9 protein-coding genes are annotated in these 12748 nt (G+C 61.8%); 8 read left to right on the top strand and 1 reads right to left on the bottom strand.

Annotation, left to right across the window (positions count from 1 at the left end):
• Window positions 1-16 precede the first annotated feature (16 nt).
• The 6 genes from lepA (at window position 17) to pdxJ (ending at window position 6095) form a co-directional block, all read left to right on the top strand.
• Entirely contained in the window at window positions 17-1816 is a 1800-nt protein-coding gene (lepA, locus tag AD663_RS04765) for a translation elongation factor 4 (RefSeq protein ID WP_003178366.1), read from the top strand.
• A 5-nt stretch (window positions 1817-1821) separates the two neighbouring features.
• Entirely contained in the window at window positions 1822-2676 is an 855-nt protein-coding gene (gene lepB, locus AD663_RS04770; protein ID WP_003178369.1) for a signal peptidase I, read from the top strand.
• A gap of 183 nt (window positions 2677-2859) precedes the next feature.
• Window positions 2860-3549: a ribonuclease III gene (rnc, locus tag AD663_RS04775; RefSeq protein ID WP_003178372.1), complete on the top strand. Its 690-nt coding sequence runs from the start codon at window positions 2860-2862 to the stop codon at window positions 3547-3549.
• On the top strand, window positions 3542-4444 hold the full coding sequence (gene era / locus AD663_RS04780; RefSeq protein WP_003178374.1) for a GTPase Era: 903 nt from the start codon (window positions 3542-3544) through the stop codon (window positions 4442-4444). Before rnc ends, era begins: the two co-directional genes overlap by 8 nt.
• 168 nt (window positions 4445-4612) lie before the next feature.
• Complete coding sequence (recO, locus tag AD663_RS04785) at window positions 4613-5302, top strand: DNA repair protein RecO (RefSeq protein ID WP_003178376.1); 690 nt, start codon at window positions 4613-4615, stop codon at window positions 5300-5302.
• A 49-nt stretch (window positions 5303-5351) separates the two neighbouring features.
• On the top strand, window positions 5352-6095 hold the full coding sequence (gene pdxJ, locus AD663_RS04790) for a pyridoxine 5'-phosphate synthase (protein WP_003178379.1): 744 nt from the start codon (window positions 5352-5354) through the stop codon (window positions 6093-6095).
• A 210-nt stretch (window positions 6096-6305) separates the two neighbouring features.
• On the opposite strand, the gene mltF is transcribed toward pdxJ, so the two are convergent.
• The gene (mltF, locus tag AD663_RS04795) at window positions 6306-7766 is read right to left on the bottom strand and encodes a membrane-bound lytic murein transglycosylase MltF (RefSeq protein ID WP_003178381.1); all 1461 of its coding nucleotides are present in this window, start codon (window positions 7764-7766) and stop codon (window positions 6306-6308) included.
• Between the two features lie 288 nt (window positions 7767-8054).
• On the opposite strand from mltF, the gene purL reads away from it, so the two are divergent.
• The gene (gene purL / locus AD663_RS04800) at window positions 8055-11951 is read left to right on the top strand and encodes a phosphoribosylformylglycinamidine synthase (protein WP_053213355.1); all 3897 of its coding nucleotides are present in this window, start codon (window positions 8055-8057) and stop codon (window positions 11949-11951) included.
• A 4-nt stretch (window positions 11952-11955) separates the two neighbouring features.
• Window positions 11956-12267 carry a YqfO family protein gene (locus AD663_RS04805; RefSeq protein WP_003178385.1) on the top strand — a complete coding sequence of 104 codons (312 nt, stop codon included), beginning with the start codon at window positions 11956-11958 and terminating at the stop codon, window positions 12265-12267.
• Window positions 12268-12748: the final 481 nt, after the last annotated feature.

Consider the following 12748-nt stretch of genomic DNA (forward strand, 5'->3'; position numbering starts at 1 on the left):
TTTTGAGTGTTGATCCGTGAGTGATTTGAGTCATATCCGCAATTTCTCCATCATCGCCCACATTGACCATGGCAAGTCGACGCTGGCCGATCGCTTCATCCAGATGTGCGGCGGCCTGGCCGAGCGTGAAATGGAAGCCCAGGTCCTGGATTCCATGGACCTCGAGCGTGAGCGCGGGATCACCATCAAGGCCCACAGCGTTACCCTCTATTACAAGGCTCGCGACGGCGTTACCTATCAGCTGAACTTCATCGATACCCCGGGCCACGTCGACTTCACCTATGAAGTCAGCCGGTCGCTGGCGGCCTGTGAAGGTGCGTTGCTGGTGGTCGATGCCGGCCAGGGTGTCGAAGCCCAATCGGTTGCCAACTGCTACACGGCCATCGAGCAGGGCCTGGAAGTCATGCCGGTGCTGAACAAGATCGACCTGCCCCAGGCCGATCCGGACCGGGTGAAGGAAGAAATCGAGAAAATCATCGGCATCGACGCCACCGACGCGGTCACGTGCAGCGCCAAGACCGGCCTGGGCGTGGATGAAGTGCTCGAGCGCCTGGTGACCACCATCCCCGCGCCAACCGGCAATATCGAAGATCCGCTGCAAGCGTTGATCATCGATTCCTGGTTCGACAACTACCTGGGCGTGGTTTCCCTGGTTCGCGTGCGCCATGGCCGCGTGAAGAAGGGCGACAAGATCCTGGTCAAGTCCACCGGCAAGATCCACCTGGTGGACAGCGTCGGTGTATTCAACCCCAAGCACACCGCCACCGTTGACCTGAAGGCCGGTGAAGTGGGCTTCATCATCGCCGGTATCAAGGACATCCACGGGGCGCCGGTCGGCGATACCCTGACCTTGAGCACCACCCCCGACGTCGATGTGCTACCCGGTTTCAAACGTATCCAGCCACAGGTCTATGCCGGCCTGTTCCCGGTCAGCTCCGACGACTTCGAGGATTTCCGCGAAGCCCTGCAAAAGCTGACCCTGAACGACTCGTCCCTGCAGTACACCCCGGAAAGCTCCGACGCCCTGGGCTTCGGCTTCCGTTGCGGGTTCCTGGGCATGCTGCACATGGAAATCATCCAGGAGCGCCTGGAGCGCGAGTACGACCTGGACCTGATCACCACGGCGCCAACCGTAATCTTCGAGCTGCTGCTCAAGAACGGCGAAACCATCTACGTCGACAACCCGTCCAAGCTGCCGGACCTGTCGGCCATCGAAGACATGCGCGAGCCGATCGTGCGGGCGAACATCCTTGTGCCTCAGGAGCACCTGGGCAACGTCATTACCCTGTGCATTGAAAAGCGCGGCGTGCAGCACGACATGTTGTTCCTCGGCTCGCAGGTCCAGGTGACCTACGACCTGCCGATGAACGAAGTGGTGCTGGACTTCTTCGACCGCCTGAAATCCACCAGTCGCGGCTATGCTTCGCTGGACTATCATTTCGATCGCTACCAATCGGCTAATCTGGTGAAACTGGATGTGCTGATCAACGGCGAGAAAGTCGATGCCCTGGCATTGATCGTGCACCGGGACAACGCGCACTACAAAGGTCGTGCGTTGACCGAGAAGATGAAAGAACTGATTCCGCGGCAGATGTTCGACGTGGCAATCCAGGCCGCCATTGGTGGGCAGATTGTGGCGCGTACAACCGTCAAGGCGCTCAGAAAGAACGTATTGGCCAAATGCTACGGTGGCGACGTCAGCCGTAAGCGCAAGCTGTTGGAAAAGCAGAAGGCCGGTAAAAAACGCATGAAGCAGGTCGGCAACGTGGAAATTCCACAGGAAGCCTTCCTTGCGGTGCTCAGGTTGGATAGTTAGGTCCTATGTCGCTAAATTTCCCGCTGTTGCTGGTTATCGCCGTGTTTGTCTGCGGTCTGTTGGCGTTGCTTGATCTGTTGTTCCTGGCGCCCCGGCGTCGGGCGGCCATCGCCTCTTATCAGGGCAGCGTCAGCCAGCCTGATGGCGTGGTGGTCGAAAAGCTCAGCAAGGAACCGCTGCTGGTCGAATACGGCAAGTCGTTCTTTCCGGTGCTGTTCATCGTGCTGGTGCTGCGCTCGTTCCTGGTGGAACCGTTCCAGATCCCGTCCGGCTCGATGAAGCCGACCCTGGACGTGGGCGATTTCATCCTGGTGAACAAGTTCTCCTACGGCATTCGCCTGCCAGTGATCGACAAGAAGGTCATCGAGGTGGGTGACCCGCAACGCGGCGATGTGATGGTGTTCCGCTTCCCGAGCGACCCGAACGTCAACTACATCAAGCGCGTGGTCGGCCTGCCGGGCGACACAATCCGCTACACCGCCGACAAGCGCCTGTTCGTCAATGGCGAATCGGTGGCCGAGCAATTGCTCGGCTCCGAGCCGGGCACGCTGGGCAGTGCCGAGCTCTACCGGGAAAAACTCGGCGAGGCCGAACACCTGATCCGCAAGGAAATGAGCCGTTACCGCGCTACTCCGGACCATACGTGGACCGTGCCGGCGGGGCACTATTTCATGATGGGCGACAACCGCGACAACTCCAACGACAGCCGTTACTGGGATGATCCGAACATTCCCAAGAACCTGCTGGGCATGGTCCCCGACCGGAACATCGTCGGCAAGGCCTTTGCAGTCTGGATGAGCTGGCCGGAACCCAAACTCAGTCACCTGCCGAATTTCTCGCGGGTTGGCCTGATCAAGTAATCACACACGGCGCTGTTGAACACAGCGCCGAATGCATTTCTGGAGCCTGCACAAGGCGCCCGAAGGCATGAAGCCAACGATAGTCAGGACGTTATTTTTGAACACAGCGTTAATTGTCCCAAGCCAACGGTGCCTCGGCGCCGTGGCGGTGGAATCCAGCCACGAACTCAGCGTGGGTAAACCGTGAGCGTTTCTCTTAGCCGTCTCGAGCGTCAGCTCGGCTACACCTTCAAGGATCAGGAGCTGATGCTCCTGGCCCTCACTCACCGCAGTTTTGCCGGGCGCAACAACGAGCGCCTGGAATTCCTCGGTGATGCCATCCTCAACTTTGTGGCCGGCGAGGCGCTGTTCGAGCGCTTCCCGTTGGCTCGCGAAGGCCAGTTGTCGCGTTTGCGCGCACGATTGGTGAAAGGTGAGACCCTGGCCGTACTGGCCCGTGGTTTTGACCTGGGCGATTACCTGCGCCTGGGCTCCGGCGAGTTGAAAAGTGGCGGTTTCCGTCGCGAGTCGATCCTGGCCGATGCCCTGGAAGCGTTGATTGGTGCGATCTACCTGGACGCCGGCATGGAAATGGCGCGCGAACGCGTGCTGGCCTGGCTGACCTCCGAGATCGACAGCCTGACGCTGGTGGACACCAACAAGGATCCGAAGACCCGTTTGCAGGAGTTCCTGCAATCGCGCAGTTGCGAACTACCGCGCTACGAAGTCGTGGATATCCAGGGTGAGCCGCATTGCCGAACCTTCTTCGTCGAATGCGAAGTTGTCTTACTGAATGAAAAAAGCCGGGGTCAGGGTGTGAGTCGTCGTATTGCCGAACAGGTAGCGGCCGCCGCAGCACTGATTGCCCTGGGCGTGGAGAATGGCAATGACTGATACAACTGTGACCCGTTGCGGCTACGTCGCCATCGTTGGCCGGCCGAACGTGGGCAAGTCCACATTGCTGAACCACATCCTCGGGCAGAAGCTGGCGATTACCTCGCGCAAGCCCCAGACCACTCGACACAACATGCTGGGTATCAAGACCGAAGGCGATGTCCAGGCGATCTACGTCGACACCCCGGGCATGCACAAGGGTGGCGAAAAGGCCCTGAACCGCTACATGAACAAGACTGCTTCGGCGGCGTTGAAAGACGTCGACGTAGTGATCTTCGTGGTCGATCGCACCAAGTGGACCGACGAAGACCAGATGGTCCTCGAGCGCGTCCAGTACGTGACGGGCCCGTTGATCGTGGCGCTGAACAAGACCGATCGTATCGAAGACAAGGCTGAGCTGATGCCGCACCTGAGTTGGTTGCAGGAGCAGTTGCCGAACGCCCAGATCATCCCGATTTCTGCCCAGCACGGTCATAACCTCGACGCGCTGGAGCGGGTGATTGCCGAACACTTGCCGGAAAATGATCACTTCTTCCCCGAAGACCAGATCACCGACCGCAGCAGCCGTTTCCTCGCCGCTGAACTGGTGCGCGAGAAAATCATGCGCCAGATGGGCGCCGAGCTGCCGTACCAGATCACCGTCGAGATCGAAGAGTTCAAGCAACAGGGCAAGACCCTGCATATCCATGCGTTGATTCTCGTCGAGCGTGACGGCCAGAAGAAAATCATCATTGGCGACAAGGGCGAGCGCATCAAGCGCATCGGCACCGAGGCGCGCAAGGACATGGAGCTGCTGTTCGACTCCAAGATCATGCTCAACCTGTGGGTCAAGGTGAAGGGCGGCTGGTCCGATGATGAGCGGGCGCTGCGTTCGCTGGGTTACGGCGACCTGTAATCCGTCCGGCGGTACACCACGGACCTTGTGGGAGCGGGCTTGCTCGCGAATGCGTCCTGTCAGTTGGCATCATTGTTAACTGACACACCGCATTCGCGAGCAAGCCCGCTCCCACATTGGTTTTGGGTCGTTTATCAAATTGTGCTCCGTCAGCGAGACTTCATTCCCATGCCCCCAACCCAACCCCTCGCCCAATCCGCCTACGTCCTCCACAGCCGCGCCTACCGCGAAAGCAGTGCCTTGGTGGATTTCCTCACGCCCCAAGGGCGGCTGCGGGCGGTGTTGCGGGCGGCGCGGGGCAAGGCCGGGACGCTGGCGCGGCCGTTCGTGCCGCTGGAAGTGGAGTTTCGCGGGCGGGGTGAGCTGAAGAACGTCGGTCGCATGGAAAGCAACGGCGTTGCAGCGTGGCTCAATGGCGAGGCACTTTTCAGTGGTTTATACCTCAATGAACTGCTGATCCGCCTGCTGCCCGCCGAGGACCCCCATCCTGCGGTCTTCGATCATTACGCCGCCACATTGCTGGCCCTGGCCGAAGGCCGTCCACTGGAGCCGCTGCTGCGCTCGTTCGAATGGCGGCTGCTGGATGACTTGGGTTATGGCTTCGCCCTCGACACGGACCTGCACGGCGAGCCCATCGCCGTCGACGGCCTGTACCGCTTGCAAGTGGATGCCGGCCTGGAGCAGGTCTACCTGTTGCAACCCGGGCTGTTCAACGGCGCAGAGCTGCTGGCCATGGCCGAGGCAGACTGGACTGCGCCGGGCGCGCTGTCGGCGGCCAAGCGCCTGATGCGCCAAGCCCTGGCGGTTCACCTGGGCGGCAAGCCGCTGGTCAGTCGCGAGCTGTTTCGCAAGCCCTGATCAACCCGTATGCTGTGGGCCGACTATTTGCTTATTCAGGAGCCTTTTCGTGAGCACCAGCAATCGCATTCTTCTCGGCGTGAACATCGACCATGTCGCCACGCTGCGCCAGGCCCGCGGTACGCGCTACCCGGACCCGGTCAAGGCCGCACTGGACGCCGAAGAGGCGGGCGCCGACGGCATCACCGTGCACCTGCGTGAAGACCGCCGCCATATCCAGGAGCGCGACGTGCTGCTGCTCAAGGACGTGCTGCAAACCCGCATGAACTTTGAAATGGGCGTAACCGAAGAAATGATGGCGTTCGCCGAGCGCATCCGTCCGGCGCACATCTGCCTGGTGCCGGAGACGCGCCAGGAGCTGACCACCGAAGGCGGCCTGGATGTGGCGGGGCAAGAGTCGCGGATCAGCTTGGCGGTGGAACGGCTGGCGAAGCTCGGCGCTGAAGTGTCGCTGTTCATCGATGCCGATGAGCGGCAGATCGAAGCGGCCAAGCGCGTCGGCGCCCCGGCCATCGAATTGCATACCGGTCGTTATGCCGATGCCGACACGCCCACCGATGTGGCCGACGAGCTGCAACGAGTCGCTGATGGGGTCAGCTTCGGCCTGGCCCAAGGTCTGATCGTCAACGCCGGCCATGGCCTGCACTACCACAACGTCGAAGCCGTCGCGGCGATCAAAGGCATCAACGAACTGAACATCGGCCACGCGCTGGTGGCCCATGCGTTGTTTGTCGGGTTCAAGTCGGCTGTGTCGGAAATGAAAGCGCTGATCCTGGCTGCCGCGAAGTCCTGACCGCAGCCACAAGACCCAATGTGGCTGCTCAATTAAGGCTTGCCTGATTCATTGTGGCGAGGGAGCTTGCTCCCGCTGGGCTGCGCAGCAGCCCCGTGGATTTGTCAGACACACCGGGTTGTCAGGGAGTTATTAGGGCCGCTTCGCGCCCCAGCGGGAGCAAGCTCCCTCGCCACGGGATCATCACAGCATCAGGATGGTGCACGGCTGTCAGAGCTGCGGGCTTTCCTGGTTTGGCTTGCTCTTGTCCACACCTGGCACATGCAAGTTGCCCTCGGCCACTTGGTTGCCTTCGAGCTGTGGCTGTGTGACCCAGGTCAGGATGTCGTAGTAGCGGCGGATGTTCGCCACGAAATGCACCGGCTCGCCGCCCCGGGCGTAGCCGTAGCGGGTCTTGCTGTACCACTGTTTCTGGGACAGGCGTGGCAGGATCTTTTTAACATCCAGCCATTTGTTCGGGTTCAACCCTTCCTTGGCCGCCAGCTTGCGTGCGTCATCCAAGTGGCCGCTGCCCACGTTATAGGCGGCGAGGGCGAACCAGGTGCGGTCCGGCTCCTCGATGCTCTCGTCCAGTTGGTCCTTCATGTAGGCCAGGTACTTGGCACCACCCATGATGCTCTGCTTCGGATCCAGGCGGTTGGACACGCCCATCGCCTGGGCCGTGTTCTGGGTCAGCATCATCAGGCCGCGCACGCCGGTCTTGGAAGTGACCGCCGGTTGCCACAGCGATTCCTGGTAACCGATGGCCGCCAGCAGGCGCCAATCGACTTTCTCTTGCTTGGCGTAGGCCTTGAAGTGTTGCTCGTATTTGGGCAGCCGTTGCTGCAGATGCTGGGCGAAGGTGGTAGCGCCCATGTAGCCGAGGACATCGACATGCCCGTAATAACGATCCTTGAGGCGTTGCAGCGTGCCGTTCTTCTGCACCTTGTCCAGGTAGCTGTTGATTTCGTTGAGCAGGCTGTTGTCTTCGCCAGGCGCCACCGCCCAGCTCTGGCTGCGGGCGTCACCAAGGTCGAAGGCGACGCGAACGTTGGGGAAGTACACCTGGTTCATCGCTACTTCGTTGGAATCCACCAGGGTCAGGTCGATCTGGCCTTCATCGACCATGCGCAGCAGGTCGACCACTTCAACGGCGTCGGATTCTTCGTATTCGATCCCCGGATATTGCTGTTTCAGCTGTGCCAGCTGCTCGGCGTGGGAACTGCCCTTGAGCACCATGATCTTCTTGCCGGCCAGGGCCGCCGCGTCGGTGGGGCGTGACTGGCCGTTGCGGTAGATGATCTGCGGGGTGACTTCCAGGTATGGGTGGGAAAACCGCACCTGTTTCTTGCGCTGTTCGCTGCTGACCAGGCCGGCGGCCGCCAGTACCGGGCCGTTGGGCTTGCCGACCTGGTTGAACAGATCGTCGAGGTTGTCGGCGGTCTCGATCTTCAGCTCCACCCCCAAATCATCGGCGAAACGCTTCACCAGCTCGTATTCGAAGCCGGTTTCACCGTTGCGATCCTCAAAGTAGGTGGCAGGGCTGTTTCGGGTAACCACCCGCAGCACGCCATCCTCCTTTACGCGCTCCAGTGTGTTGGGTTTCTCAACACAACCACTGAGCACCAGGAAGAGTCCGGTAGCGATCAGCCACTTGGCATATCGCGGACGCAAAGCCGTTGGGGAAAACATCTGCGCAGTATACGCAAACGGCCCCTGCCGCCATATCTCGACAGCAAAAGGCCAGTCTGCTAGCGGTTGCAAAACATGTCCGCAACTCAGGCCGGCCGGGGGGCACCGGCCCTCGGCTCGCTGAAAAATATCTCTGGGCGAGCCTCGAAATGGCGCTCCGATAAAGCCGTTCGGGCAAAGACCGACATTCGGCCAGTACCCCGCGTGCCGTTTCGGGTGCCGTTGCCAACGGTTTAGGCTAGAATGCACGGCCTCAAAGCACACCCCCTTCCCGAGGCTGTCCCGAAGATGTTGATCCTGCGCGGCGCTCCTGCCCTTTCTGCCTTTCGCCACAGCAAACTCCTTGAGCAACTGAGCCAGAAGGTTCCGGCTGTCAGCGGCTTGTATGCTGAATTCGCTCACTTCGCCGAAGTCACCGGCGGGTTGACCGGCGACGAACAGCAGGTGCTCGCGCGCCTTCTGAAGTACGGTCCCAGTGTTCCCGTCCAGGAACCGACCGGTCGTCTGTTCCTGGTGCTGCCACGGTTCGGCACCATTTCGCCATGGTCGAGCAAGGCCAGCGACATCGCCCGCAACTGCGGTCTGGCGAAGATCCAGCGCCTGGAGCGCGGCATTGCCTTTTATGTGGCGGGTGAATTCAGCGAGGCCCAAGCCCAGCTGATCGCCGACGGCCTGCATGACCGCATGACCCAGGTCGTACTGAGTAACCTGGAGCAGGCGTCCGGCCTGTTCAGCCATGCCGAACCCAAGCCGCTGACCGCCATCGACGTGCTCGGCGGTGGTCGCGCCGCGCTGGAAAAAGCCAACGCCGAACTGGGCCTGGCCCTGGCCGAAGACGAGATCGATTACCTGGTCAGCGCCTTCCAGGGCTTGAAGCGCAACCCGCACGACATCGAACTGATGATGTTCGCCCAGGCCAACTCCGAGCACTGCCGCCACAAGATCTTCAACGCCAGTTGGGACATTGACGGCCAGAGCCAGGAAAAAAGCCTGTTCGGCATGATCAAGAACACCTACCAGATGCACAACGAAGGTGTGCTCTCGGCCTACAAGGACAACGCCGCGGTCATCGTCGGCAACGTCGCTGGTCGTTTCTACCCGAACCCTGAGACCCGCCAGTACGGTGCGGTCCAGGAGCCGGTGCACATTCTCATGAAGGTCGAGACCCACAACCACCCGACCGCGATTGCCCCGTTTCCCGGCGCGTCCACCGGTTCCGGTGGCGAGATCCGCGACGAAGGCGCCACCGGGCGCGGTGCCAAGCCCAAGGCTGGCCTGACCGGTTTCACTGTGTCGAACCTGCAGATCCCGGGCTTCGAACAGCCGTGGGAAAAGCCCTACGGCAAGCCTGAGCGCATCGTCAACGCCCTGGACATCATGATCGAAGGCCCCCTGGGTGGCGCGGCGTTCAACAACGAATTCGGCCGTCCGGCCCTGACCGGTTACTTCCGTACCTTCGAACAGTCCATCACCACGCCTCGTGGCGAAGAAGTTCGCGGTTACCACAAGCCGATCATGCTCGCCGGCGGCATGGGCAACATCCGCGCCGACCACGTGCAGAAAGGCGAGATCCTGGTTGGTTCCAAGCTGATCGTCCTCGGTGGCCCGGCCATGCTGATCGGCCTGGGCGGCGGCGCCGCTTCCTCCATGGCCACCGGCACCAGCTCGGCGGACCTGGACTTCGCTTCGGTCCAGCGGGAAAACCCGGAAATGGAACGCCGTTGCCAGGAAGTCATCGATCGTTGCTGGCAGTTGGGCGAGCACAACCCCATCAGCTTTATCCACGACGTCGGCGCGGGCGGCCTGTCCAACGCCTTCCCGGAACTGGTCAACGACGGTGGCCGTGGTGGCCGCTTCGAACTGCGCAACATTCCGAACGACGAGCCGGGCATGGCCCCGCACGAAATCTGGAGCAACGAATCCCAGGAGCGTTACGTCCTGGCGGTCGGCCCGGCCGATTTCGATCGTTTCAAGGCCATCTGTGAACGTGAGCGCTGCCCGTTCGCCGTGGTCGGCGAAGCCACCGCCGAGCCGCAACTGACTGTCACCGACAGTCACTTCGGCAACAGCCCGGTGGACATGCCGCTGGAAGTGCTGCTGGGCAAGGCCCCACGCATGCACCGTTCGGCCGTTCGCGAAGCCGAGCTGGGCGACGATTTCGATCCGTCCACCCTCGACGTTGCCGAATCCATCGAGCGCGTCCTGCACCACCCGGCCGTGGCCAGCAAAAGTTTCCTGATCACCATCGGCGACCGCACCATCACCGGCCTCGTGGCCCGTGACCAGATGGTTGGCCCGTGGCAGGTGCCGGTGGCTGACGTGGCCGTGACCGCTACCAGCTTCGACGTCTACACCGGCGAAGCCATGGCCATGGGCGAACGCACGCCGCTGGCGCTGCTGGACGCCCCGGCGTCGGGCCGCATGGCGATTGGCGAGACCCTGACCAACATCGCGGCCTCGCGCATCGGCAAGATTTCCGACATCAAGCTGTCGGCCAACTGGATGTCCGCCGCCGGCCACCCGGGTGAAGACGCCCGCTTGTACGACACCGTCAAGGCCGTCGGCATGGAGCTGTGCCCGGAGCTGGGCATCACCATTCCGGTGGGCAAGGACTCCATGTCCATGGCCACGCGCTGGAACGACGAAGGCGTGGACAAGAGCGTGACCTCGCCGCTGTCGCTGATCGTGACCGGTTTCGCACCGGTTACCGATATCCGCCAGACCCTGACCCCGCAATTGCGCATGGACAAGGGCACCACCGACCTGATCCTGATCGACCTGGGCCGTGGCCAGAACCGCATGGGCGCCTCGATCCTGGCCCAGGTGCACGGCAAGCTTGGCTCGCAAGCGCCGGATGTCGATGATGCCGAAGACCTGAAAGCCTTCTTCGCTGTGATCCAGGGCCTCAACGCCGACGGTCATTTGCTGGCCTACCATGACCGTTCCGATGGCGGCTTGCTGACCACCGTGGTGGAAATGGCCTTTGCCGGCCACTGCGGCTTGAACCTGACCCTGGACAGCGTCGCCGAATCCGCCGCCGAGATCCCGGCCATCCTGTTCAACGAAGAACTGGGTGCGGTGATCCAGGTGCGCCAGGACGCCACCCCGGACATCCTCGCCCAGTTCAGCGCGGCCGGCCTGGCCGATTGCGTCTCGGTGATCGGCCAGCCGATCAACAACGCCCACATCAACATCACCTTCAACGGCGACACCGTCTTCGAAGGCCAGCGCCGCCTGTTGCAGCGCCAGTGGGCCGAAACCAGCTACCAGATCCAGCGCCTGCGTGACAACGCCGACTGCGCCGAGCAAGAGTTCGACGCGCTGCTGGAAGAAGACAACCCGGGCCTGAGCGCCAAGCTCAGCTACGACGTCAACCACGACGTGGCCGCGCCGTACATCAAGAAAGGCATTCGCCCACAAGTGGCGGTCCTGCGCGAGCAGGGCGTCAACGGCCAAGTGGAAATGGCGGCAGCGTTCGACCGCGCCGGCTTCAACGCGATCGACGTGCACATGAGCGACATCCTGGCTGGCCGTGTCGACCTGAACGACTTCAAGGGCATGGTCGCCTGTGGCGGCTTCTCCTACGGCGACGTATTGGGTGCCGGTGAAGGCTGGGCCAAGTCGGCCCTGTTCAACAGCCGCGCTCGCGATGCGTTCCAGGGTTTCTTCGAACGTACCGACAGCTTCACCCTCGGTGTGTGCAACGGTTGCCAGATGATGTCCAACCTGCACGAGCTGATCCCGGGCAGCGAGTTCTGGCCGCACTTCGTGCGTAACCGTTCCGAGCAGTTCGAAGCCCGCGTGGCAATGGTCCAGGTCCAGGAGTCGAATTCGATCTTCCTGCAGGGCATGGCCGGTTCGCGCATGCCGATCGCCATCGCCCACGGCGAAGGCCATGCGGAATTCGAAAGCGAGGAAGCCTTGCTCGAAGCCGACCTGTCCGGTTGCGTGTCGCTGCGTTTCGTCGACAACCACGGCAAGGTCACTGAAAACTACCCGGCCAACCCGAACGGCTCGCCGCGCGGGATCACTGGCCTGACCAGCCGCGACGGCCGCGTCACGATCATGATGCCGCACCCGGAGCGAGTGTTCCGCGCGGTGCAGAACTCGTGGCGTTCGGACGACTGGAACGAGGACGCGCCATGGATGCGCATGTTCCGCAACGCGCGCGTCTGGGTGAACTAAGACGGTGTACAAGCTCTGCTTCTTCGTCCCGGCCAGCCACCTGGACGTGGTCAAAAACGCCGTATTCGCTGCTGGTGGCGGGCGAATCGGCGACTACGACCACTGCGCCTGGCAAGTGCTCGGCCTTGGCCAGTTTCGCCCATTGGACGGCAGCCAGCCATTCATTGGCGAGGCGGGGCAGGTCGAACAGGTCGAGGAGTGGAAAGTGGAGCTTGTCGTCGCCGATGAGCTGATTCGTGGGGCGGTGCAAGCGCTGAAACAGAGCCATCCCTACGAGACACCGGCGTATGAAATCTGGCGGCTCGAGGACTTCTGATTCCCGGCCCGCTGAAATGAAAAACCCGCTGATAGCGGGTTTTTTATTGGGCGCGATTTGAAGCCAATCCACCGATGCACACGAAACCCCGTGGCGAGGGAGCTTGCTCCTGCTGGGCTGCGCAGCAGCCCCAATCACTCTGGCAACTCGGTGTGTCTGGCAGATCCAGGGGGGGCGCTTCGCGCCCCAGCGGGAGCAAGCTCCCTCGCCACCGGGGGGCTGTGTTCTTCCAGAGAGTGGTGTGGATCACAGGTTGAACAACACAAATCGTCTGTGGGAGCTTGCTCGCGATAGCGATTCACCGGTGTACACAGAACCCCGTGGCGAGGGAGCTTGCTCCCGCTGGGCTGCGCAGCAGCCCCAATCACACTCTGGCAACTCGGTGTGTCTGGCAGATCCAGGGGGGCGCTTCGCGCCCCAGCGGGAGCAAGCTCCCTCGCCACGGGGGACTGTGTTTTTCCAGAGAGTGGTGTGGATCACA

Origin of the sequence: Pseudomonas sp. Q12-87 (genome assembly GCF_001269755.1) — a bacterium.
Lineage (GTDB): Bacteria > Pseudomonadota > Gammaproteobacteria > Pseudomonadales > Pseudomonadaceae > Aquipseudomonas > Aquipseudomonas fluorescens_S.